We start from the raw sequence: 25,725 nt of genomic DNA on the forward strand, positions 1-25,725 counted from the left end.
TGTGCCCATTTTATCCCCTTCCTTTCTCTCTTTTGTGCTGTTTTTGAACAGTTATGCCACTATGGGCTGCATAGAGTTTGCGTTAGCTCGCGGACTGGTCCACTAATAGCCGCTAAGATAATTCTCAGATCAAAAATCAATAGCTTGCTTATTGATATAACACTGAACCTGAAAGGGGGTTCACTGTCTGATTGATTCAAGCCGCAAATAGTGTCTTTGGAGACCTGGCGTTTTATGGACAGAGTGAAATCTTTATCACAGCAAAGTATTTCTTTGTTGTTGGCTGTTTATATTGGAATTTTCCTGAATATTTCTGTCTTTTATCGTCGTTTTGACTCCTTCAGCCAAGGTATCCAAGGCATAAAAGTATTGACCGCTATCATCGAAGTGATGGTCATTATCCTCTTCACTTTTTTTGTGATGCGGGTGATTTCACTCGGTGGCCGATGGTTTTATCGTGTGGTCGCGAGCTTATTGGTGCTAATCTCTGTCGCCGCCAGCTATTACATGACTTTTTTCAATGTCGTGATTGGTTATGGCATCGTGATCTCCGTATTAACCACGGATACCGATCTCTCGAAAGAGGTTATCGGGCTGCATTTTGTGATCTGGATGGTACTGGTCAGTGCATTGCCACTGCTACTTATCTGGAAAAACACCCTACGACTCACCCTGCTAGAGCAATTTAAAACCCCCGGTCAGCGGATTAAACCTATTTTATTGATGATGGCTGCGGTGGGATTGGTTTGGCTGCCTCTTCGTTATCTGGATAATGTGCAGACCGCCAATGAGCAACTGAGAACTGTGGATTTACCGAGCTATGGCGGGGTGGTTGCTCACTCCTATTTACCCTCTAACTGGCTGGCTGCATTGGGTTTATACGCTTATACGCAATACAACGAAAAGTATGATGCGGCTACACTGTATAACCCGACTGAGCACCATACTTATGTCGCCCCCGCAGGTATTGATGAGACCTATGTCGTGTTTATCATTGGTGAAACGACCCGTTGGGATCATATGGGGCTACTGGGGTATTCACGTGATACCACCCCTCGTTTAAGTAAAGAGAAGAATCTGGTCGCTTTCCGTGGTACATCCTGCGATACCTCTACCAAACTCTCGTTGCGCTGTATGTTTGTGCGCGAAGGTGGCGCGGAAGATAACCCGCAACGCACACTGAAAGAGCAAAATGTGTTCGCCGTGATGAAATCATTGGGTTTCACCTCTGAACTGTTCGCCATGCAGAGCGAGATGTGGTTCTACAATAATGCGAACACCGATAACTATTCGTTCCGCGAATTGATTGCCTCGGAGAAACGTAATGATGATAAGCCGGTAGATGACATGCTATTGGTCGATGAATTGAAAGAGTCACTTGGACGTTATCCGGAAGGTAAACATTTAGTCATTCTGCATACCAAAGGCTCACACTATCTTTACTCCCAACGCTACCCCCGCAGCTATGCTCGCTACCAGCCAGAATGTATGGGTGTGGATGATTTTTGCAGCAAGCAACAGCTAGTGAATGCTTTTGATAACAGTGTGTTGTATACCGATTCGTTTATCGCCAATGTGATTGACCAAATGCGCGATAAGAAAGCCTTGGTGTTCTATGCCGCTGATCACGGTGAATCCATTGACGATAACTCTCATTTCCATGGTACCCCGCGCGAAATGGCACCGCCGGAGCAATTCCGCGTGCCATTGATGGTTTGGGCTTCAGACAAGTTTTTGGCCCAACCTGAGCACCTCGCTGCATTTGAGCAACTGCAAGCAGAGCAGCGCGTGGGTAAAACTCACCGCCATGTCGAACTGTTTGACTCCATTTTGGGCTGTTTAGGCTATACCTCACCGGATGGTGGAATTAATGAACAAAATAACTGGTGTCAGGCACCCGCTAAGCACGCTCAGCCAGTAATATGACCGATTAGTATTCAGAATAATCCGTTCTGGCCTGATTTTTGATACCAATCTCCATTGAGATAATCAGCTTGCGGTATACTCCAGCCTCGATCCCTCATTGGCTGGAGTCTTCCATGACTTACCGTGTTGTCTTTATTGATGATCATGACATTGTGCGCTCAGGATTTGCCCAGCTACTCTCGCTGGAAGAGGATATTCAGGTGGTGGGGGAGTTCAACTCGGCAAAACAGGCTCGCGCTGGACTGCCGAGTTTACAGGCCAATATCTGTATTTGTGATATCTCCATGCCCGATGAGAGTGGTTTAGATTTATTGCAAGATCTGCCGTCAGGGCTTGCCGTCATTATGCTGTCGATGCATGACAGTCCTGCGCTGGTCGAGATGGCTTTAGAGCGCGGGGCGCTCGGATTTCTCTCCAAACGCTGTAAACCGGAAGATCTGGTTTCAGCCGTCCGTACCGTTGGAAGTGGTGGCGTCTATTTGATGCCTGAAATTGCCCAACAATTGGCCCGTATTGCCGTCGATCCTTTGACCCGCCGTGAGCGTGAAGTTGCCGTGTTACTGGCCCAGGGGATGGAAGTCCGCGAGATTGCCGAGTCGCTCGGCCTGTCACCTAAAACCGTCCATGTTCATCGCGCCAATCTATTCTCCAAGTTGGGTGTCAGCAATAATGTGGAGCTGGCGAAACAGGTTCTGAACCTATGATGCAGCGCGTGATCATGTCAGTCGCGCTGCTCTTTATCTACACCACTGCGGCTTTCTGCTTATGGTCAATCGGCACACAACTGGTTGATCGGCCATTACAAGCATTGCTGCTATTCCCCTTTGGCCTGCGGATGGGCATTTTATTGCAAAGCCCCCGTCAGTACTGGCCGGGCATCCTGCTGGGGGACGCACTATTGTGGTGGCTGTTAACGGATCAATTTGGCTACGTCGATCTGTTGTGGTACGCGATCCCCCTTCTGCTGACGACCACCTTATTGGCTGTTTTTGCTTCCCCTTGGTTATTGCGCCATCAGAAGAGTACCAGTGAATGGCAGTGGCCTTTGATGCAAGGTGCGGTGATTCTTGCTGCCGCCTTGATACAGGCATTGGGATGGCAAATTGCCAGCAACCAGGGGGCGATGGCGTTATTGCTTGGGCTGGTAGGGGGGTTTACCATTGCACCTACCTGCTTGTTGTTATGGCACTATTTTACACGTCAGATTTGGTTACCCTTAGAGCCGGGGTTGATTCATAAACCGATTAATCTGCGTTTGCAGCATATCATGTGGTATCTACTGCTATTCGCGCTGAGTATCTGGTTGCAGTATGAAGTCACCGAAACGGACTTACATCTTTTTGCGCCATTCTGTTTGGCGATCCCGATTGTTTTTATGTCTTACCGCTATGGCTGGCAAGGGGGCGCGGTGGCGACGCTGCTGAATGGCGTGGTGTTATTGATTAATACGCCAGCGCTATTGGACTCCCATCGAGACCTGCTGCTGTCACTGCTTGCGCAGAGTTTGACCGGTTTACTCTTGGGGGCGGGCATTCAGCGTCAGCGGGAACTGAATCAACAACTGCAAATACGCTTGAATGAAAATCGTGAGTTGGCTAAAGCATTAGTGGTGGCTGAAGAACACGCCCGCCGAGATGTGGCGCGAGAGCTGCATGATGAAGTGGGGCAGACAGTAACCGTGATCCGTACTCAAGCCAGTATTATCAAGCGGTTGACGGCAGAACCGCCCGTGCTAACCAGTGCCGAGATGATAGAGACGCTGGCATTACGGGTTTATGATGGCGTCCACGATGTGTTAGCCAAATTATGGCCTGCGGCATTAAATAACTTGCCGTTATCGGCGGCGGTTGCGGCATTGATGCGCGAGCTGATCCCGCAAGACCAATCTGTAGTGGGCATATTGAATTGGCAACTGGATGATCACCCGATAGACGAAACGCTGAAAATCACGCTATACCGCATCTGCCAAGAGGGCGTGACTAATGCCTATCGGCATGGTGCTGCTAGCCGGATTGAGATTAATGCGCAGCAAGATGACCAGAACATATATCTGACGATTCGTGATAACGGAAAAGGTATCGATTTGGCCACATTAACACCCGGTTATGGGCTACGGGGTATGCAATCTCGAGTCAGCGCGCTGGGGGGCAGCTTTAGTCTAAGTGTCAATCAGGGAACCTGCTTAAATGTGATCCTTCCCACAGTTTCTTCGACAGCTAATGAAAACTAAGAAATATTCTCGGATACGGCGGGAATTTCGCTAATGGGTTTCGCGCGCGCGCGCATCATGATGATGGTACTTGTCACAATTTCCTGAGGTTCAACATGTGGTCTTTCCTCAAAAGCCGCGATAACGTACCGCCAGTAACGAATCAAGCGCAGATTGATTCCTCTTATAAATATTGGCGCATTCAATTAATGTGGACGATGTATATCGGCTACGCGGCATTCTATTTTACTCGCAAAAGCTTCACCTTCATCATGCCCGCCATGCTCAGCGATCTGGGTCTTACGATGTCGGATGTTGGGATCTTAGGCACACTGTTTTATATCACCTACGGCTGTTCAAAATTTATCTCTGGGATGATCAGCGACCGCTCAAACCCGCGCTACTTTATGGGGATAGGGCTGGTCATGACTGGGATTATCAATATCTTGTTTGGCATGAGTTCATCACTCTTGGTGTTTGGTACGCTGTGGATTCTTAATGCGTTCTTCCAGGGCTGGGGCTGGCCGCCATGCTCCAAAATTCTTACCAGCTGGTACTCACGTTCAGAGCGCGGGGGGTGGTGGGCCGTTTGGAATACCTCCCATAACTTTGGTGGCGCATTAATCCCACTGTTAGTCGGCTTTATCTCCCTGCACTTTAGCTGGCGCTACGGCATGATTATCCCCGGTATTATCGGTGTGGTGATTGGTTTACTGATGTGTTGGCGCTTGCGCGATAAGCCAAGCACCATGGGGCTGCCGAGTGTGGGTCAGTGGCGCAATGATGCCATGGAGCTGGTGCAAGAATCAGAAGGCCAAGGGCTATCGAATAAAGAGATAGTGAAACGCTATGTGTTAACCAATAAATATATCTGGTTGCTGGCGGTTTCCTATGTGCTGGTTTATATCGTTCGTACGGCAATCAATGACTGGGGCAATCTCTATTTAACGCAAGAGAAAGGCTACTCATTGATGACCGCCAACTCGGCCATTTCATTATTTGAAGTGGGTGGGTTTATTGGTTCGCTGGTGGCGGGATGGGGTTCTGATAAGTGGTTCCGCGGTAATCGTGGACCGATGAACCTGATTTTCGCCATTGGTATTTTCCTCTCGGTGGCGTCGTTGTGGATTATGCCGGGGATCAGTTATGTCTTACAGGCGGGCTGCTTCTTTGCCATTGGCTTCTTTATCTTTGGCCCGCAGATGCTGATTGGCATGGCTGCTGCTGAATGCTCACATAAAGACGCCGCAGGTGCTGCCACCGGTTTTGTTGGGTTGTTTGCATACTTAGGTGCGGCTTTATCTGGCTACCCTATTGCTCGCGTGATGGAGATTTGGCACTGGAATGGTTTCTTTGTGGTGATTTCCGTTGCTGCCTGCTTATCTGCTTTCTTCTTGCTGCCATTCTTGCGGGCACAGTCGCCACAGCTGAAGCCAGTGGAAGCTTGATTTAAGCTTAAAGTGATGCCGTTTTGACCGCTGGTGATGATATAAGCAACAGTCGCCAGCGGGTTGTTAAAAAGTGATTGACGCTCTAGGATCGTAGCAGTAAGATGCGCCCCAATTCGGCGAGTAGCGCAGCTTGGTAGCGCAACTGGTTTGGGACCAGTGGGTCGGAGGTTCGAATCCTCTCTCGCCGACCAAATTTAAGAACCCTGACAGAAATGTCAGGGTTTTTTTTTGTGTTTTTTCTCCACTGAGCCGATTAGCATTTTATGCCATCACGAGTTAAGGAATAAGTTTCTATTTTTAGCGCTCTTATACTTAATAAATAATATCTTTATTTTATGAGGGTTCTCATTTTATCTCATTAATACTATTGGCGACTGTTCATAGATATTTAGTATTCTTTTAATATTTTATAACTCACTTGTTTTATTGACTTTCAATGGCGAAGAACCGTTAATTGATATCTGTTGTTTGCGTCGTATTCACAACACTAAGCGAAACTTACCCTCTCATTTGAGGAATTAAATAAAATGAACGTCAACGTCAATGACGTCATAAATAACTCTGACGGGCAATTATCATTAAAGTTATTGTTTTCAATTAAATACCTAATTATATCTTAATGATTTGCCACTTTGTTGTGGTCAGTCATTGCTCACTTATTTTAATTTAAATGGGGCTAACTACCGTGACATTTAAAATTATAAAAAGAACAAAAAAAGTGAAACAAATTGAAAATCACCATTTTAATCTGCCGTATTATATCTTTTTTCTGATGACTATTGGGATATTCCCATTTAAGGTTTTTGCTGAGTCAGCACCGCCAGACAACAGATCTTATGATGATAAACCTGCTTGCGTGACAATTAATCATATTGAGTTAAGCCATCTGTCTACTTTCCCCAATGCAGCTAATTTAAAAGATCAGGCGTCGAGTGTGTACGGGCTCTGTCTGGGGGATCAAGGGCTGTTATCGCTGGTGGCTAAATTGCAGTCGCAGTTAGTGTCTGACGGTTACATTACATCACGGGTCATTTTTGCCGATGAACATTATACCGACGGCACGCTATATCTGAAGCTCGTACCTGGCCGCATTGAAGATATCAGACTCGATAAACAGAGTGTCGGTCATGTTTATCTCAATGCGCAGTTCCCGAGTCAGCCCGGCGAGTTGGTTAATTTGCGTGATATTGAGCAAGGACTAGAAAATCTGCAACGCTTGCCTTCGGTGAGCGCCTCCATGGATATTGAGCTTAACAAGGAGGATTTAACTAGCCAGATTAAGGTTAACCGCCAACAATCACGTTTTTGGCGTGTGAATGCTTACGTTGATGATGCAGGGCCATACGCCGTTGGCCGCTATCGTACAGGTGCAATACTCTCCCTTGATAATCCGCTATCCCTTAGCGACTTACTCTACTTCTCCGGTAATCGTGATATTGATCGTCAATTTGACAGAGGCTATGGCAATTATGCGCTTCATTACTCGGTCCCCTATGGCAATTGGCTATTGAATATGACAGGAAGCCGAGGTCACCGTTACCAATCACTATTACTTGCAGAGAGTTCATTTCACTATCGCACTCGCTGGAAGATGTTGGACGCTCAGATTCAGCGCTTACTCTCACGGGGGGTTAATTATAAAACAACGGGTTATGTTGGGGTCTTGATGCGGAAATCTGCCAGTTATTTTGCCGATAATGAGCTTGGGGTCCAACGACTCAAGACCACAGATTGGCAATTGGGATTTGAGCATTTGCACTATATGCCGTGGGCAACTTTCAAGGGGGGGATTCGCTATCAACAAGGGGCGTCCTGGTTTGGCGCTCAGCCTATTCCCGGTAAAACGGATATGGCACCGGCAAGGCTGGTGGTTATCACTGGCTCACTGGATATTCCTTTCACGCTGGGGGCGCAGAACTTCAATTATCGGCCTGTCTTCAGTCATCAACATACCTATTCGGATATTAGTGTGCAGGATAGATTTTCCATTGGTGGCCGCGATTCAGTTCGTGGTTTTAATCAGCGCAGTGCTGTAGTGGGGCCGCGAGGATGGTATTTTAAAAATGATGTTGCCTGGAGTCCCCCGATAAGTGGCATACAAATGTATGTTGGTATGGATTATGGTGAGATGAATGAGAAAGGCCATCAGTTGCTTTTAGGCGAACGTTTGATGGGGGCCGTTGTGGGGATACGTGGGAATTATAACCCGTTCAGTTATGATTTTAATATTAGTACTCCGATACTCAAACCTGCTAAATCACATGCCGATCCATTGGTCTTTGGGTTTACCGTTTCCTGGCAATATTAATTCAGGTTTTATTTTTGTATTAAAAATAGAATATCGGATCTCTTTTTTTAATATTGCACGATCGCATTGACTGCTTGAGAGTATAAACATTTCAACGTCTACTCTATTATAAAAGGGGGTGCGAATGATTAATTTACACTTAGATGTGAGGTGTAAGAGTAAATATATATGCTTTGGGTTTATTGGTTGTGCTTATTTAGCGAGTATACCCTATCTATATGCTGATGTTATTGCTGATACCACTGTGCTCCTGGGGAAACAGGTCAAAGTATCCAAATATATTGAAGCTAAAAAAATGTGTAAGGAACAAAATGCGCGCTGTCAGGGGGCGACCTTTACGAATATCGATATTATTAGTCCGGATAAAAATGGGTTGTCACATAATAAATATAAAAAGTTTAATAATGAAAGAGGTCAAGGATACAACAAAATTACATTTAATAATGTTCTCGCGGATAGTAAAGAATTAACCGGTAACCCTTTCTTAATCGATAAAACGGCAAAAGTCATTTTAAATGAGGTCACATCGAAGGAACCTAGCCAGTTACATGGTTCTCTTGTCGTTGCGGGAGATAAAGCTCACGTCATTATTGCCAATCCATCAGGGATCAGTTGTGATGGCTGTAGTTTCAGCAATACAGAGCATGTAACGTTAACCACCGGCATACCTGTGGTTCACGCAGGCACGCTAATTGGCTACGATGTGAATCGTGGGACTATCCACATTAAAAAAGGTGGGCTGGATCATCATGAGCATTTTTATACCTTCCTGGATTTCTTTGCTAACTCATTAAAAATTGATGGGGAGGTAATAAGTGACGATATCGTATCTATTATTGGTCAGCATGCAGTCAGTTTTGCCCCAGTGGGTGAAAAGATCAATATTAGAACCATGGGGGGATTTACGAGTGATTATAAAAAGAAAGTGAATGTTGATGTGAGTAAATTAGGGGGGATGTATGCGGATAGAATATTTATCACGACAAGAGGGGGGAGTGTATCGAACAAAGGTATTATCGATGCAGAAGCCGTTGTCAATATCTCGTCTAGTGCATCGGTCAAAAATAATGGCGGAAAAATAACATCTCAAAAAGTGATATTAAGAGGATTGGCTTCTATTGATAATATGGGGGGGCGTATAAAGGCTGAGCGACAGGCTTTGCCTTATGATGCTAATAACCGATTCTCTATCAGAATGTCTGGGGGCGATATTCTCAATAGGAATGGCAGTATTTACGCTAATAGTGGTCATATCTTAATACAGGCCAGCGAACTCGTTGAGAATGTACATGGGACGATTAAGTCAAATATGACATCTGGAGCTGCGAATATAAAGATAAAATCAAAGGGAATGAATAACTCAATGGGGGGGATCATTACTTCTAGCGATATCGACATTGATACCGGCCACTTAAAGAATTACCGAGGCAAGATTGTCAGTTTCATGGGGAAAGTCGATTTGTCTTATTGGAAAATCACTGAAAATCTGGGGGAAATTCATGGTGGCATTGATGTGCATAGAACGGTTAAACCCTAGCTTCGTCGATGCACAGCGCTTTTATCATGAGCCGTTTTAACCCTTAAAATCCTCGCCCAATGTGATGATCTTCTGGCCATCATTCGGGGCGAGATTATCTCCCATTATCGCTGCGTCAATAGTCTGCCCTATTTTGGTGCGTCATTATCGTGCTCTCCCTCAGCAAGCCTTGCTATCACTTGGATGACGAGTGGGGAGCAACCTTATTTTGCTTTTTTAACGGCACGCAAGATGTGTCCGATTATGGCTGGATGTGACAAGCCTTACGTCACTTATCGGCTGTCATAGCAGCATTTCCTCCTGTTTTCTGTCGAGATTGCAAAAAAATCTGAACGGATATGCATCATTTAGCAACAAAGTTTTTTGGTTTGTCATTGGGTGTTACCACTGCTTTATTTTCATTACCCAGTTAATCGCGCTGGCATATTGCCGCTAGCATAAATTTTAATGCTAATAATGTTAACGAGAAGTTTTTTTTATGTTTGCATGCTGTTTCTCATTGTCTTGATAAAACCTTTCAGACCGTATTGACGTTGCCACCAACTGTTGCCAAATTGGTACCCTCAGGGGGAGTAATCGAGTGCAGTTTGGGTGATTCCACACGTCCAAAATTGCTGTTGCGATGATATTTATCCGACATCTCAATCCCGCATCCCTGCGGCTAATGAGCCAAAACGGTACTGACCACGGGCGAAAAAATTATAGGGTCTGGCCGTACACACAACACACATCACCATAATGGAGCACAAGCGATGACGATTTCCTTGGGAAAAACAGGGATACTGAAATTCGGTATTGGGCTGATTGCACTGACCGTGGCGGCCAGTGTACAAGCGAAAACATTAGTATATTGTTCTGAGGGTTCTCCGGAAGGTTTCAACCCGCAGCTATTTACTTCGGGCACGACGTATGACGCAAGCTCCGTCCCAATCTACAACCGTCTGGTTGAATTCAAACTCGGCACAACCGAAATTGAACCGGGTCTGGCTGAGAAGTGGGAAGTCAGTGAAGATGGTAAGAGCTACACCTTCCATCTGCGTAAAGGCGTGAAGTGGCAAGATAACAAAGACTTTAAGCCGACTCGCGATTTCAACGCTGATGATGTGATCTACTCCTTCATGCGTCAGAAAGATGATAAACATCCGTACCATAAAGTTTCTGGCGGCAGCTATGAGTACTTCCAGGGTATGGGTATGGGTGATTTGATCACCAATATCGTTAAAGTTGACGACAACACCGTTCGTTTCGAACTGGCCCGTCCAGAATCACCATTCCTGGCTGACTTGGCGATGGACTTCGCGTCAATTCTGTCTGCCGAATATGCGAACAATATGCTGAAAGCTGGCACACCGGAAAAAGTCGATTTGAATCCAATCGGCACCGGCCCGTTCCAGTTACAGCAGTACCAAAAAGACTCCCGTATCCTGTACAAAGCTTTTGATGGCTACTGGGGCACTAAGCCAAAAATTGATCGTCTGGTCTTCTCTATTACCCCAGATGCGTCAGTGCGCTACGCCAAATTGCAGAAAAATGAGTGTCAGGTTATGCCGTACCCTAACCCGGCTGACATTGCTCGCATGAAAGAAGACAAAACCATCAATCTGATGGAGCAACCGGGCCTGAACGTCGGTTACCTCTCCTTCAACGTTGAGAAGAAACCACTGGATAACGTTAAGGTTCGCCAGGCGTTGACCATGGCGGTTAACAAGCAAGCGATTATCGATGCGGTTTATCAAGGCGCAGGCCAAGCGGCTAAGAACCTGATCCCACCGACTATGTGGGGCTACAACGATGATGTGAAAGATTACGCTTACGATCCTGCTAAAGCGAAAGAGCTGTTGAAAGAAGCGGGTCTGCCAGATGGTTTCGCCATCGACCTGTGGGCAATGCCAGTTCAACGTCCGTACAACCCGAATGCCCGTCGTATGGCTGAAATGATCCAGTCCGACTGGGCGAAAGTGGGCGTGAAAGCCAAGATTGTGACCTACGAGTGGGGCGAATACCTCAAGCGTGCTAAAGACGGCGAGCATGAAACTGTGATGATGGGTTGGACCGGGGACAATGGGGACCCAGACAACTTCTTCGCCACCCTGTTCAGCTGTGATGCAGCCAAACAAGGCTCCAACTACTCCAAGTGGTGCTATAAGCCGTTTGAAGACGTGATCCAGCCAGCCCGTGCTGAGTCTGACCATGACAAACGTGTCGCACTTTACAAACAAGCTCAGGTTGTGATGCATGATCAAGCGCCAGCGCTGATTGTTGCTCACTCAACCGTGTACGAGCCAGTGCGTAAAGAAGTGAAAGGTTATGTTGTCGATCCGTTGGGTAAACACCATTTCGAGAACGTGTCCCTGGATTAATTTTAACCCGTTAGACAGCCGATGAATGTGCAAACAGCATGTTCATCGGTTTCTTTGTTTAGGTTAAGACAGATACAGATGTGAGCCATATAAGCGGGGTTGCCCACGAGCAGCTCGGCATTCTACACAGAGAGTTCGGGATATGTTGCAGTTCATACTCCGACGTTTGGGGTTAGTTATCCCAACGTTTATCGGCATTACTTTGCTGACCTTTGCTTTTGTTCATATGATCCCGGGCGACCCGGTGACCATCATGGCCGGGGAACGCGGTATCTCCACCGAGCGTCATGCGCAAATCATGGCAGAAATGGGGCTGGACAAGCCTCTCTATCAACAATACTTCCATTATGTGAATGGCGTATTACATGGCGACCTTGGCATCTCGCTGAAAAGCCGTATTGCCGTCTGGGAAGAGTTTGTCCCACGCTTTAAAGCCACGCTAGAACTTGGGATCTGCGCGATGCTGTTTGCTATCGCCGTGGGGATACCGGTCGGGGTGCTGGCGGCAGTCAAACGCGGTTCAATATTCGATCATACCGCAGTTGGGATCTCCCTTACTGGCTACTCGATGCCGATCTTCTGGTGGGGCATCATGCTGATCATGTTGGTGTCGGTGCAATGGAACCTCACCCCAGTTTCCGGACGTGTCAGTGATACGGTATTCTTGGATGACAGTTTGCCCCTCACCGGTTTTATGCTGATTGACACCCTTATCTGGGGCGAACCGGGTGATTTTAAAGATGCGGTAATGCATATGGTTTTACCGGCCATCGTTCTGGGCACCATTCCGCTGGCGGTTATCGTGCGCATGACCCGCTCCTCCATGCTGGAAGTGTTGGGTGAGGATTATATCCGCACTGCGCGAGCCAAGGGGCTGAGCCGGATGCGCGTGATTGTGGTTCATGCACTGCGCAATGCCTTGCTGCCCGTCGTCACTGTGATCGGCTTGCAGGTCGGCACCATGCTGGCTGGGGCGATTCTGACGGAAACCATCTTCTCCTGGCCAGGTTTGGGCCGCTGGTTGATGGATGCACTGCAACGCCGTGACTACCCCGTGGTACAGGGCGGTGTGTTGTTGGTCGCGATCATGATTATTTTAGTTAACTTGCTGGTAGATGTGCTCTATGGCGTAGTTAACCCGCGTATTCGTCACAAGAAATAAGGGGCGCAGAATGTCTCAACTTACTGAGTCGACAGTAAAAAGTGCGCCGAAGCCGATGACTCCTTTGCAGGAGTTTTGGCACTATTTCAAGCGCAACAAAGGGGCCGTGATTGGCCTGTTTTACATCATTATTATGTTAGTCATCGCTGCTGGAGCCACTTGGTTAGCCCCGCACGGGCCAGCAGAGCAATTTCGCGACGCACTCTTGAAACCTCCGGTTTGGGAGGCGGGCGGCAGTTGGAAGTTTATTCTGGGTACCGATGATGTGGGCCGCGATGTCTTATCCCGCCTGATGTATGGCGCACGACTCTCGCTGTTAGTCGGCTGTCTGGTGGTGGTGCTGTCTCTGGTGATGGGGGTCGTTTTCGGCTTACTGGCCGGCTACTTTGGCGGCATCGTCGATGCCATCATCATGCGTGTTGTCGATATCATGCTGGCACTGCCAAGCTTGTTACTGGCGCTGGTCTTGGTGGCGGTATTCGGGCCCTCGATTGTCAATGCTTCGTTAGCGCTCACCTTTGTCGCCCTGCCGCATTATGTGCGTTTAACCCGCGCAGCGGTGCTGGTTGAGGTTAACCGCGACTACGTGACGGCCTCAAGAGTGGCCGGTGCGGGTGCGATGCGCCAAATGTTTATCAATATATTGCCAAACTGCCTTGCGCCATTAATCGTGCAGGCATCTCTCGGCTTCTCTAACGCCATTCTGGATATGGCGGCTCTCGGCTTCCTCGGCATGGGTGCGCAACCGCCAACACCGGAATGGGGCACCATGCTCTCTGACGTGTTGCAGTTCGCCCAAAGCGCCTGGTGGGTCGTGACCTTCCCAGGTGTGGCGATCCTGCTAACGGTTCTAGCGTTTAACCTGATGGGGGACGGCCTGCGTGATGCTCTCGACCCCAAACTCAAGCAGTAACAGAGGTAGAGAGAGATGGCACTTTTAAATGTAGATAAATTGTCGGTGCACTTCGGCGACGAAGGTGCGCCGTTCAAGGCCGTAGACCGTATCAGTTACAGCATTGATCAAGGGCAGGTGGTTGGGATTGTCGGTGAATCCGGCTCCGGTAAATCAGTCAGCTCACTGGCTATCATGGGGCTGATTGATTACCCCGGCAAAGTGATGGCCGATAAACTGGAATTTAATGGCCGCGACCTGACCAAAATCTCTGAAAAAGAGCGGCGTCAGTTGGTTGGGTCGGAAGTGGCGATGATCTTCCAAGACCCAATGACCAGCCTCAACCCATGCTACACCGTCGGTTTCCAGATTATGGAAGCGCTGAAGGTGCATCAGGGCGGCAACCGTAAAACCCGTTTTCAGCGGGCGGTGGACCTGCTCACGTTAGTGGGCATCCCTGATCCGGCGTCGCGATTGGATGTCTATCCGCACCAACTTTCCGGTGGGATGAGCCAGCGTGTAATGATTGCCATGGCGATTGCCTGTCGACCCAAGCTGCTGATTGCCGATGAGCCGACAACCGCGCTGGACGTCACCATTCAGGCGCAAATTATTGAGCTGCTGCTGGAGTTACAGCAGCGCGAAAATATGGCGCTGTTGCTGATTACCCATGATCTGGCACTGGTGGCCGAGGCCGCTCATCACATTATTGTGATGTATGCCGGCCAAGTGGTGGAGACCGGTAAGTCATCGGAAATCTTCCGCGCTCCGCGTCATCCGTATACGCAGGCGTTGCTGCGAGCCTTACCGGAGTTTGCTCAGGATAAAGCGCGCTTAGCTTCACTACCGGGGGTGGTGCCGGGTAAATATGACCGCCCGGAAGGCTGCCTGCTCAATCCACGCTGCCCGTATGCCACTGATCGTTGCCGCCGTGAAGAGCCTGAACTGCTGGGACCAGCAGGGCGTCAGGTTAAATGCCATACACCGCTCGATGATGCGGGGAGGCCGACCCTATGAGCCAGAATAACACTGAAATGAAGCCAGAATCCCAAACCGGCAAGCCGCTATTACAGGCCATTGATCTGAAGAAATACTATCCGGTCAAAAAAGGTTTCTTTGCTCCAGAGCGCTTGGTTAAGGCACTGGATGGGGTGTCGTTCACCCTGGAGCGCGGCAAAACCTTGGCGGTAGTTGGGGAGTCTGGTTGTGGTAAATCCACCCTGGGCCGCTTACTGACCATGATTGAGATCCCAACCGGCGGCGAGCTTTACTACCAAGGGCAGGACTTGCTCAAGCCGGATGAAAGTGCGGAAAAACTGCGTCGCCAGAAGATCCAGATTGTGTTCCAGAACCCCTATGGCTCACTGAATCCACGGAAGAAAGTGGGGCAGATACTGGAAGAGCCGCTGCAAATCAATACCAAGCTCAACAGCAAAGAGCGCCGCGAGAAAACATTGGCGATGATGGCGAAGGTCGGCCTGAAAACCGAGCACTATGACCGCTATCCTCACATGTTCTCCGGTGGTCAGCGCCAGCGTATCGCAATTGCGCGCGGCTTGATGCTGAATCCGGATGTGGTGATTGCTGATGAACCTGTCTCAGCGCTGGATGTTTCCGTGCGGGCGCAGGTATTAAACCTGATGATGGATTTACAGCAGGAACTGGGGCTGTCTTACGTCTTTATCTCCCATGACCTGTCTGTGGTTGAGCATATCGCCGATGAAGTGATGGTGATGTATCTGGGCCGTTGTGTTGAGAAAGGCAGCAAAGAGGCCATTTTTAACAATCCACGCCACCCCTATACGCAGGCATTGCTCTCGGCAACACCGCGCCTGAATCCTGATATGCGTCGCGAGCGTATTAAACTGACAGGCGAATTACCTAGCCCGATGAGCCCGCCGCCGGGTTGTGCGTTCAATGCGCGCTGCCGTCGAGCTTTTGGCACTTGTAGCCAGTTGCAACCGCAGCTGAAACAGTACGGTGACCAAATGGTGGCCTGTTTTGCGGTTGATCAGGATGAAGCGGAGAAAACCAGCTAATCCTGCAACATCGCAAGATAATATCAAAACTCAAAACGCTGGATATCCGGCGTTTTTTTATAACTGAGTAAAGCCATTAGCATTTTCGTTATAACCTAATAACCGCCGCTGTGACTCTAATAGTTAGCCTGTAAATAGAATGCTTGCTCTGTAAATAAACAGTTAATAATGATCATTATGGATCAATAAAATAATGCCATAGACTTTATTATTAATTTACGCTGTAAGAATCAGCCTAAAATGAGTGTAAATAAAATTCCGGCTAATTATTGCGCTTAATTTTTTTAGCCTGTACCAGGCGTGAATCGACATAATATGGCGTATGCAAAATGAATAAAAAGGGCGCAATCAATGCGCCCTTCATCCAATAATCCAACACTTATATACAGCTATTTATTGTGGATAAGGCACCCAGTCACCCCCATTCAACCGAATATAAGGTTTACCCTGATATTGCATCACCACCGCATTATCATTTTCTGATACCACGGCGGTTTCCGGTAAGGCTTGCGTCAGGGTTTGCCAGTCGATATTGGGGGCAGTAAAGACTTTGCCATCGACCATACGTGACACTAACTCTGAGATCGCCAGATAGCTGCTTGGCGTGCTGATCACCACGGGGCTGGCGGGTTGCGGTGCTTTGATACCCATCAGCTTCACCCCCACCGGAATATGGGTGATGCTCGGGCTGGGGATATCCCGCAGGCCGGACATCTGCATTTTATCGCCCACCAAGGCCGCCCCGTGCTCTGGCACTACCACCACCATGACCTTGCGGCCTGATTTCTCCAACTCATCCAGAAAGGTGTCCAGTTGATCAAACAGGGTTTTGGCACGGGCGCGGTAATCTGCGGTCTTATTGGTGCCAACAAAGCGGTTACCATCATGTAACGGGATGATATTCATGAAGGTTGCACTGCGTGCGTCGCCCCCTTTCTTCTGCTGCTCCAGCCAACGGTTCAGCAGCTCCAGATCGTTATAAATGGGCTCGCCATCGAAAGAGGCTAACTGATTACTGATGCCTTTTTGTGACATCAGCGGCGCGCGCATATTGCCGTCTTCCTGAATGTTTTGCAGATAATGACCAAACACCCCAGAGTGATCCATCATCAACTGAGAAGTGAAGCCAAGTTTTGCCAGATTATCAAACAGATAGCATTGTTGATCTTGCGGCTGATACAGCTCTTTGTGTGATGACTGGCCGCAACTGGCGCGTAACAGGCGGATAGAGGCTGGGCCACTGTAAGCCGTGGCGGAGTTGAAATTCTTGAACAGAATATCGAACTTCTTCCACAGTGGGTGTTGGTCCAACTGGATGGCTTCAATATCTGACCATGACAACGAACAGATATTAATCACTAGTAAATCAAAGGGCTGTGCGTCTCCCGGCAGTGAAGCGGGGAAGGTGGTGTGGCGTGTTTTCTCTTGATCATAAAACGCATTCAGATAAGCCGTCAGGTTGGCATCTGTCGGGGGTACGCTGGTGACGACTGGACTACTGACTGATGCTGGCAGCCCAGTATTGGCGACGGCTGGCACTGTTGTTGCCGCCGTTTCAGCGGCAGGCGCCAGTGAAAATGCAGGCCCCGCCAAACTCGCAATATTCAGCCAAACCATGGCGGCGACGATAAAAACAGTCACTCGGATCCACTGCGAAATAAACAGGTAACCCACCAGAATCACGAAGGCCGCCCCGATCATGGCCCAGTTAATAAAACGGCCAAATAATTCAGTTAGATAGCTGAAGCTAAAGCCGGTTAACTGTGAGCCTTGGCTCATGATGCTGCTGACACCTGGCAGCCAAGTGTCGTGATACAGCAAGCCAATCCCTATCGGGATGGCTATCCAGTGACGCCAGCGATGGACGCGATAGGCGGGGATCGGAAACAGCAGGAACGCCAGAAACACCAGATTGGCCAGCGGATGGAAGTTCAGATAACCGAACCACAGCAGGGCAAACTTCAGCAGAAAATAGTAGTTCCATAGGCCAAGGCCGCGCCAATAGCCCCATGGACTCTGCGATTCTTGCTGCTTATTTTTTGCATTCATGGTTATTTCTTAGTCTGTGAGATGGAGCCATCGCGCGACCAGACCCCTGCTGATTTTAAGTCGCGCGCGGATAAGAACAGATGCTGCTTTCTCTCCCACCACTGGGGAAACCAGCGGTGGGCCACATAACCCAGCGGGAAGAAAATCACCGCACCGAGCAGCAGGATTTGCCAGATATCGTTGAGATTCATGGGGCTACCTCCTTGTTATGGCTGATCTTGAGTGTCACAGGGACGGGAACACGCCGAGCGGCTTCCGGCTGCTCAACTGCGCCAGCGTCTTGCGTATAGGCTTTTCTCGCTCCGGCCGTTTGCCCTGCATCGGGGGTATTCATCCGGTTAATCTCATAGATAATGTCCTGATCCTGATACCACACCAGCTGATTACTGAAGACTTCAGCCACTGGCAACCGGAAGATATGGTTCAGTGCGGTATCTAAGTCATTGACCCGGCAAGTAGAAAGAAACAGTAGCAAGCGATTGTTCGCCACGGTCACCACATCACCATAGCGGCGCAGATGACACAATGTCAGCGCTTGCCGCGCCTGTAGCCCCGGCACTGCCCGCAGCGCCACCAAGACGCCTTTGCCATTTTCGGGCAGCAGGGTGTTGTTCATCAGTTGCAATACGGACTGGCAGAACTCGGCGGGGGGCAGATACCCTTTGAGCTGAAGAGGGCGCAATGCGTCCAGTAAGGTATTGATATCTTGGGGGACATGACGCGAGAAACGCTGCCCCTGAATGCCCTCAAGCATGGTCAGAAAGCGGGACAAGGGCGCAACGTGAGGCACAATCAGATTGGCCCCACAGGCCAACAGCAGGCGCTCATCGCTATACCGTAGGCTGGCGTGCATTTCGCGCACCACAATTTTTATGGCATCGCCACGTTGACGGCGTATGTTGTGGATCTGATGCGCCATTTCATCAATTTGCTCACTCTGATTGAGGGCAAAAATCAAAGTAGCGGCATGGGCGTTCATTGCCCGCTGGGCCAGTGCTGCATTGCTCTCCAGCAGTTGCCAATGTGTGGAAAGTGGTGGCGCGCCTTCCAGAATGTGGGTTTCGGCCAGATAGAGATGCTCATCATTACGTGACTGTGGCAGCACTTGCTGGACTTCATCCGCCATACTCCAGCCTTGCTCATCCGCATCCAGCAGCACGAGCTGATTGGCGGTCACCCCTTTGGCGGTGCTCCACCAAGAGACCACATACTGCGCATTATCTTGCTGCCATTGCAGACTGGCGAGTCCTTGCAGGTAACGATGCTGACTAACTAATTGATTTTTAATTTTATTTACGCCGGTGCCGTGGCAAAGCACGATCAATGCGCACTGCTGTGCATCCAGCCATTGCTGAATCTGCTGTAGCCACTGCTGCATCTCTTCACTGGTGTGGGTTTGCCAGAGAGTGGCAGGGGCTAACAGTATAAACAGGCGCTGTTGTGGTCGTAGCGAACGCATTAAATCACCGGTTAAATGCCGCAAGGCGTTTCTTTGAGCAGGTAACGTAAATAGCGGTAATTTAGCGGGGCCATAATCCATAATATTGTTCAGTATTTGCTCAGGTTTTACGCCTGAGCAAATCAATGCTGCCCGAGTATTTTCAGGTTGATGACGAATTATTTGCTGACAAAATAAGTGGGCATCAATTTGACGTTCAATATTGACCCAATAGAACCCAGGCGCCTGTATTACGGCTAATTCATCCCAAATTTTTCGAACACCTAATGAGAAAGATTGCGACATAGATTCTTTATCTTCTTTCGTAAAAGTGCTATCAGGCCAATCACTGGATAAATTCAAAGAACAATCGTAACATTACAGCTAGTATTAACCAACGACCTTACCTTGATATTAATCTAAGACTCATCCTACGGGAGAAAGTATACTCTCTATACTAATAGACTTAATTAATATTGCCTATTTTCTGATGGCGGAAAAATGAAAACTATAATAAATCGATTTCATGAAAAAACGTCACTTGAAGCTCAGGATGATCTCTTTGCCTTAATTCAGGCTTTTTCGTTACCTAAGTTAAGTTATATCGACATTGTTCGTCAGGAACGATTAGCCCAAATGATGGCCCGCTGGCCATTGCTCGCTGAGCTAGCGCAATCCTCAGGGAGTGAATAAGTTATGCCGGTATTGGCATTACAAGGTGTAAGAGGGGGCATTGGCACCACATCCGTCGCCGCTGCACTGGCCTGGGCGCTACATCAATTGGATGAGTCGGTGTTGGTGATTGATTTTTCAGCGGATAACTTACTGCGATTGCATTTCAACATGCCTTTTGCGCAATCCCGTGGTTGGGCTAGAGCTGAAATCGACGGTGAGGGCTGGCAACAGGGGGCGATGCGCTATCTCGAGGGACTGGATTTTTTGCCATTTGGTGAATTAACTCAGGCGGAAACCGAACAGCTGAATGCTTCCTTGCAGCAACAGCCCAGCCAATGGCAGCAAAATCTTTCTGCGCTGCGCACCCGTGGGGCCTATCGCTGGATTTTGTTGGATATTCCGGCGGGCGACAGCCTATTAACCCATCAGGCACTGGCGTTAGCGGATCAAGTCTTCGTCCTGCTCCATGCCGATGCCAACTGCCATACTCGCCTACATCAGCAAAATCTACCAGTTGGATGCCACTTCTTGCTGAATCAGTTCACTGCCAGCAGCCGCTTGCAGCAGGATTTACATCAGCTTTGGCTACAAAGTCTGGATACTTTATTACCGATATTTATTCATCGCGATGAAGCGATGGCGGAAGCCTTGGCCGCCAAGCAACCATTGGGGGAGTACAGCGCACAAAGTTTGGCGTCGGAAGAGATGGTGACACTGGCGAATTGGTGCTTGATTAACGTTGCGGATCGCGGCCTATGAATCGCCTGATGCGGATGCTATTTATCACCCCAATTTATCAGGGGATGCGCCGCCGCTACCATCACTACATGCAGCAAGGCTGCACTGTGCTCACCGCACTCCTCACCACGCTGGCACTGCCGCTGTGCTGGATCTTCCTGCGCCTGGAGTCCCCCTGTTGGCAGCAGGTGATACAACACCGCACCTACTGGTTCCCACAAATTTCCCCCCATCGCCCACGGTTGGGGGATGGTTTACGTTATCTGCTGCAAGGGCTCTGGTTGCTATTAGTCCGCCCACAATCGAATCGCGAGAAACCGCGTCAGGCGGCGGCAGGTAAGGGCTGGGTAAAAAATCGTAGGCGAGGTTACATTAGCTGGCTAGGCAGTGCCCCGGAGCGCTTCCAACTCCAGCGGATCGAGCAATCAGCGATGACGCGATTAAGTCGGCTCTCCCGCCGTACTCGCCGTATCCTGTTTATTATCTTGGGTATTTTTACGGGTATTCTGGCGCTGCTGTGCATCTCGCAGCCGTTTGGCATGATGGCGCAATTTGTCTTTGTGCTGCTGCTGTGGGCCATTGCCATGGTGGTGCGGCGCTTGCCGGGCCGCTTACCCACGCTGATGCTGATCGTGCTGTCGCTGACGGTGTCCTGCCGCTACTTGTGGTGGCGCTACACCGAAACCCTTAACTGGGATGATCCGGTCAGTCTGGTGTGCGGATTACTGCTGCTGTTAGCTGAAACCTATGCTTGGATAGTGCTAGTGTTGGGCTATTTCCAGACGATTTGGCCGTTAAACCGCCAGCCAGTGCCGATGCCGGAAGATATCACGCGCTGGCCCACTATTGATTTGATGATTCCGACCTACAACGAAGATCTCGGCGTGGTAAAACCGACGGTGTATGCCGCGTTGGGTATTGATTGGCCGAAAGATAAAATCAATATCTACATTCTGGATGATGGTAATCGGCCCGCGTTTAAAGCCTTCGCGGCGGAAGTGGGGGTTCGCTATATTGCACGGCCTACCCACGAGCACGCGAAAGCCGGTAACATCAACAATGCGCTGAAGCAGGCCACCGGCGAATTTGTCGCTATTTTTGACTGCGACCACGTGCCAACCCGCTCTTTCCTGCAATTGACCATGGGCTGGTTCTTCAAAGACAAAAAGCTGGGCATGATTCAGACGCCGCATCACTTCTTCTCCCCGGACCCTTTTGAGCGCAATTTAGGGCGTTTCCGTCAGACGCCAAACGAAGGCACGCTGTTCTACGGCTTGGTGCAAGACGGTAACGACATGTGGGATGCCACCTTCTTCTGCGGTTCTTGTGCCGTGCTACGCCGCAGCGCACTGGATGTCATCGGTGGTATTGCGGTGGAAACGGTCACCGAAGATGCCCACACCTCATTGCGCCTGCACCGTCAGGGCTACACTTCGGCCTATATTCGCATTCCGCAGGCCGCGGGACTGGCGACGGAGAGCTTATCGGCCCATATCGGGCAGCGCATCCGCTGGGCGCGTGGCATGGTGCAGATCTTCCGGCTGGATAACCCGCTGTTTGGCAAAGGGCTAAAATTCGTCCAGCGCTTATGCTACGCCAACGCCATGTTGCACTTTTTGGCCGGAATTCCACGGCTGATCTTCCTCACCGCCCCGCTGGCCTTTCTGCTGCTCCATGCCTACATCATCTTTGCGCCCGCCTTGGCAATTGCGCTCTATGTGCTGCCACACATGATCCACGCCAGCCTGACCAACTCCCGCCTACAGGGCAAATACCGCCATTCATTCTGGAGTGAAATCTACGAAACGGTACTGGCCTGGTATATCGCCCGCCCGACCACCGTGGCGCTGCTCAACCCGCACAAAGGCACCTTTAACGTGACAGCGAAAGGGGGGCTGGTGGCGAAGCAACATGTGGATTGGGTGATCACCCGCCCTTACATGGTGCTCGTGCTGCTGAATCTGGCGGGGTTGATTGCCGGCTTGTGGCGCTTGGGTTACGGCCCCACCACTGAAATCATGACCGTGGTAATCAGTCTGGTATGGGTCATTTATAACATGACGATTTTAGGTGGCGCAGTGGCGGTGGCGGTGGAAGCCAAGCAAGTACGCCAGTCACACCGCGTTGAAATTGCCATGCCCGCTGCCGTGGCTCGCACGGATGGACATCTCTTCTCCTGCACTCTGCGCGACTATTCCGACGGTGGCGTTGGGATTGAGATGCGCGAAGCCGGATTGCTGAAAGAGGGTGAAGCGGTGCATTTACTGCTGAAACGGGGCGCGCAGGAGTACACCTTCCCCTGTGAAGTGACGCGCGCTTTTGGCACCAAAGTCGGGATGCGCATGCATCAGCTGACCTTGGCGCAACATATTGATTTTATACAGTGTACCTTTGCTCGCGCCGATACCTGGGCGCTGTGGCAGGATGGCTTCCCAGAAGACAAACCCATTGAGAGCTTGCGTGATGTACTGGCGCTGGGCTTTAGGGGCTATGTCCGTATGGCCAGCTACGCGCCGCCGATCATTCGAAATTTCTTGATTGGATTGACCTCACTAATTGCTTGGATTGCGTCATTTGTTCCTCATGGCGTAGACAAAAATCAGGCTCCGAGTCGCCAAAGCCAGACAGTGGCCCAACATTGATGATGAAATGATGATGAGAAAAATAACCTGGTTTACCGCACTGGCTTTGGGATTGACGCCATTCACCCATGCCGAAACCTCCGCCACGCCGTCACCTCAATCGGCTATTGCCGCTGCGCCGACGGCGGATCTGGCCCCTGCTGTTGCACCACTCGATGTCCCGGTGCGGGATGTGCAATACACCTTTGCCAAGATTGCCCCACCGCCGGGAACTTTCTCACTGCGTGGCACCAATCCAGAAGGGGTGATTGAGTTTGGCGTGCGTAGTGACGAAGTGGTCACTAATGCGGTGCTGAATCTTGAGTTTACGCCGTCGCCGTCGCTGATTCCGGTGGAGTCGCAGATGAAAATCTTCCTGAATGACGAACTGATGGGCGTTATCGCGATCACCAAAGAGCAGTTGGGTAAACCCACCCACATTCGGTTACCCATTGACCCGCGCTACATTAGCGATTTCAACCGCTTACGGCTGGTGTTTATCGGTCACTATCAGAATATCTGCGAAAACCCCGCCAGTAACACGCTGTGGTTGGATGTCAGTCAATCCAGCTCACTGGATCTGCGCTACCAATCGCTGCCAGTGAAAAATGATCTCTCCCACTTCCCCGAGCCCTTCTTTGATGCCAGGGATAACCGCCCACTGACCCTGCCGATAGTCTTTGCCGGCTCGCCTGATGTGGCGCAGCAGCGAGCCGCCTCTATTCTGGCGTCGTGGTTGGGGGATAAGGCACAGTGGCGGAGGCAGAACTTCCCCGTGCTCTTTAACCAGTTGCCGAGCCAGCATGGGGTGGTGTTTGCTACCAATGCGCAGCGCCCTGATTTCCTGAAAGATTACCCGCCAGCCACTGCGCCTACAGTCGAAATCATCAATCATCCGGATAACCCCTATGTGAAGCTGCTGCTGATCTTGGGTCGCGATGACAATGACCTGATTACCGCCGCACAGGGTATCGCGCAGGGTAATATTCTGTTCCGTGGTCAGAATGTGACAGTGGATAAGGTCGAGCAACTGGCCCCGCGCCTGCCTTATGATGCGCCAAACTGGGTACGCACTGACCGGCCGATGACCTTTGCTGAATTGCAGCAATATCCCGATCAACTGCAAACCACCGGATTACTGCCACCGCCTATCTCACTGTCGATGAACCTACCACCGGACTTATTCCTGATCCGCAGTGCCGGTATTGATATGCGCTTGAAATACCGCTACACCTCAACGCGCTTGATGGATGGTTCCCGCCTAAGTATCAGCCTGAACAATCAATTTGTGCAGGACTACCCGCTATCACCGAATCAACCAGAAGATAGCCAGATCCTGCGCCTGTCACTGCTACAGGGCTTACAGGACGCGGCAAAAAGGCTGACTATTCCTGCACTGAAATTGGGTGAAACCAACCAACTGCGCTTTGATTTTGACTACAGCACCTTGCTGGCGAGCGGTGCCGCGGGGCGATGCGAAACCTACTCCACCGCGCCGAATCACGCGGTGATTGATGGCAGCTCCACCATCGATTTCTCCGGCTATCGCCACTTTATGGAGATGCCAAATCTGCGGGCGTTTGCCAATGCAGGCTTCCCATTCAGCCGCATGGCGGATCTCTCTGAAACGCTGGTGTTGATGCCGCCAAAACCTGCGCCGTCACAGATAACCACGCTACTCAACACCCTAGGGAATATTGGGGCGCAGCTAGGTTATCCGGCCGTGGGCATCCGCATCACCGATGACTGGTCACAAGCGAAAAACCAAGATGCCGACCTGCTGATTATCGGCACCATCCCGCCAGAACTGCGGGGTGACCAGCAGATTAACTTGCTGGTGGATCAAACCCAAAGCTGGGTGAAAATGCCCAATCGTCAAACCGGCTTGCCGAGCATGATGACACCCGCATCAGATTGGGTCGCAGACAGCAAAGCGACAGTCAACTCGGAAGGGGCGATGTCGGCGATTATTGGCGTACAATCACCAAACTTCTCGCAGCGCAGTATTGTGGCGCTCTTGGCCGACAGCCCCCGCGGCTATGATTTGCTAAATAATGCCCTGCTAGATACCGGTAAACGCGCGGCGATATTTGGCTCAGTGGCGGTTATCCGTGAGTCGGGCGTGAATAGCCTGCGGGTCGGCGACACCTATGATGTCGGCCACTTACCTTGGTGGGAACGTATCTGGCACACCCTATCCACCCATCCGGTGGTACTGGCGGGGATGGCGGTGCTGGTGGTGGTTATCGCCGCCATGATGGCTTGGCGCTTGTTACGGGTGATCAGTCGCCGCCGCTTATCACCTGATGAGAGGGATTAA

18 protein-coding genes and 1 tRNA gene are annotated in these 25,725 nt (G+C 50.0%); 16 read left to right on the forward strand and 3 right to left on the reverse strand.

Features of this window, described 5'->3' with window-relative positions; translation table 11 throughout:
- Positions 1–234: 234 nt before the first annotated feature.
- The 12 genes from eptB (at position 235) to dppF (ending at position 15,884) form a co-directional block, all read left to right on the forward strand.
- Complete coding sequence (gene eptB / locus ACZ76_RS09370; RefSeq protein ID WP_048618715.1) at positions 235–1,926, forward strand: kdo(2)-lipid A phosphoethanolamine 7''-transferase; 1,692 nt, start codon at positions 235–237, stop codon at positions 1,924–1,926.
- Between the two features lie 113 nt (positions 1,927–2,039).
- Positions 2,040–2,630, forward strand: a complete 591-nt coding sequence (gene uhpA, locus ACZ76_RS09375; RefSeq protein ID WP_048618716.1) for a transcriptional regulator UhpA — start codon at positions 2,040–2,042, stop codon at positions 2,628–2,630.
- Positions 2,627–4,156 carry a signal transduction histidine-protein kinase/phosphatase UhpB gene (uhpB, locus tag ACZ76_RS09380; RefSeq protein WP_048618717.1) on the forward strand — a complete coding sequence of 510 codons (1,530 nt, stop codon included), beginning with the start codon at positions 2,627–2,629 and terminating at the stop codon, positions 4,154–4,156. Before uhpA ends, uhpB begins: the two co-directional genes overlap by 4 nt.
- 95 nt (positions 4,157–4,251) lie before the next feature.
- A complete protein-coding gene (gene uhpC / locus ACZ76_RS09385; RefSeq protein ID WP_048618718.1) occupies positions 4,252–5,583 on the forward strand; it encodes an MFS transporter in 1,332 nt (443 codons plus the stop codon).
- Positions 5,584–5,700: 117 nt separating this feature from the next.
- Positions 5,701–5,777, forward strand: a tRNA-Pro gene (locus ACZ76_RS09390).
- 494 nt (positions 5,778–6,271) lie between these two features.
- Positions 6,272–7,894, forward strand: a complete 1,623-nt coding sequence (locus ACZ76_RS09395; protein WP_048618719.1) for a ShlB/FhaC/HecB family hemolysin secretion/activation protein — start codon at positions 6,272–6,274, stop codon at positions 7,892–7,894.
- Positions 7,895–8,018: 124 nt separating this feature from the next.
- Positions 8,019–9,431 (forward strand): two-partner secretion domain-containing protein, encoded by a 1,413-nt coding sequence (locus ACZ76_RS09400; protein ID WP_071840491.1) that lies wholly within the window; start codon positions 8,019–8,021, stop codon positions 9,429–9,431.
- Between the two features lie 752 nt (positions 9,432–10,183).
- Positions 10,184–11,791 carry a dipeptide ABC transporter periplasmic-binding protein DppA gene (gene dppA, locus ACZ76_RS09405; protein WP_048618720.1) on the forward strand — a complete coding sequence of 536 codons (1,608 nt, stop codon included), beginning with the start codon at positions 10,184–10,186 and terminating at the stop codon, positions 11,789–11,791.
- A gap of 142 nt (positions 11,792–11,933) precedes the next feature.
- Complete coding sequence (gene dppB / locus ACZ76_RS09410; RefSeq protein WP_048618721.1) at positions 11,934–12,953, forward strand: dipeptide ABC transporter permease DppB; 1,020 nt, start codon at positions 11,934–11,936, stop codon at positions 12,951–12,953.
- A gap of 10 nt (positions 12,954–12,963) precedes the next feature.
- A complete protein-coding gene (dppC, locus tag ACZ76_RS09415) occupies positions 12,964–13,866 on the forward strand; it encodes a dipeptide ABC transporter permease DppC (RefSeq protein WP_048618722.1) in 903 nt (300 codons plus the stop codon).
- Positions 13,867–13,881: 15 nt separating this feature from the next.
- Positions 13,882–14,862, forward strand: a complete 981-nt coding sequence (gene dppD / locus ACZ76_RS09420) for a dipeptide ABC transporter ATP-binding protein (protein ID WP_048618723.1) — start codon at positions 13,882–13,884, stop codon at positions 14,860–14,862.
- Positions 14,863–14,879: 17 nt separating this feature from the next.
- On the forward strand, positions 14,880–15,884 hold the full coding sequence (gene dppF / locus ACZ76_RS09425; protein WP_048620250.1) for a dipeptide ABC transporter ATP-binding subunit DppF: 1,005 nt from the start codon (positions 14,880–14,882) through the stop codon (positions 15,882–15,884).
- 393 nt (positions 15,885–16,277) lie between these two features.
- On the opposite strand, the gene bcsG is transcribed toward dppF, so the two are convergent.
- From bcsG to bcsE, 3 genes are read right to left on the reverse strand one after another with little or no spacing between them, the layout of a single operon-like run.
- A complete protein-coding gene (gene bcsG, locus ACZ76_RS09430; RefSeq protein WP_048618724.1) occupies positions 16,278–17,933 on the reverse strand; it encodes a cellulose biosynthesis protein BcsG in 1,656 nt (551 codons plus the stop codon).
- A gap of 2 nt (positions 17,934–17,935) precedes the next feature.
- Complete coding sequence (bcsF, locus tag ACZ76_RS09435; RefSeq protein WP_048618725.1) at positions 17,936–18,124, reverse strand: cellulose biosynthesis protein BcsF; 189 nt, start codon at positions 18,122–18,124, stop codon at positions 17,936–17,938.
- The gene (gene bcsE / locus ACZ76_RS09440) at positions 18,121–19,677 is read right to left on the reverse strand and encodes a cellulose biosynthesis protein BcsE (protein WP_048618726.1); all 1,557 of its coding nucleotides are present in this window, start codon (positions 19,675–19,677) and stop codon (positions 18,121–18,123) included. The genes bcsF and bcsE overlap by 4 nt, the downstream gene beginning before the upstream one ends.
- Before the next feature lie 195 nt (positions 19,678–19,872).
- On the opposite strand from bcsE, the gene bcsR reads away from it, so the two are divergent.
- The 4 genes from bcsR to bcsB are packed head-to-tail and all read left to right on the forward strand — an operon-like array spanning position 19,873 to position 25,725.
- Entirely contained in the window at positions 19,873–20,064 is a 192-nt protein-coding gene (gene bcsR / locus ACZ76_RS09445; RefSeq protein WP_048618727.1) for a cellulose biosynthesis protein BcsR, read from the forward strand.
- Positions 20,065–20,067: 3 nt separating this feature from the next.
- Entirely contained in the window at positions 20,068–20,805 is a 738-nt protein-coding gene (gene bcsQ / locus ACZ76_RS09450; protein WP_048618728.1) for a cellulose biosynthesis protein BcsQ, read from the forward strand.
- Positions 20,802–23,426 (forward strand): UDP-forming cellulose synthase catalytic subunit, encoded by a 2,625-nt coding sequence (gene bcsA / locus ACZ76_RS09455; protein ID WP_048618729.1) that lies wholly within the window; start codon positions 20,802–20,804, stop codon positions 23,424–23,426. The genes bcsQ and bcsA overlap by 4 nt, the downstream gene beginning before the upstream one ends.
- Before the next feature lie 10 nt (positions 23,427–23,436).
- Positions 23,437–25,725, forward strand: coding sequence for a cellulose biosynthesis cyclic di-GMP-binding regulatory protein BcsB (gene bcsB, locus ACZ76_RS09460; protein WP_048620251.1), 2,289 nt, complete (start codon positions 23,437–23,439; stop codon positions 25,723–25,725).

Origin of the sequence: Yersinia aleksiciae, assembly GCF_001047675.1 — a bacterium.
Classification (GTDB): domain Bacteria; phylum Pseudomonadota; class Gammaproteobacteria; order Enterobacterales; family Enterobacteriaceae; genus Yersinia; species Yersinia aleksiciae.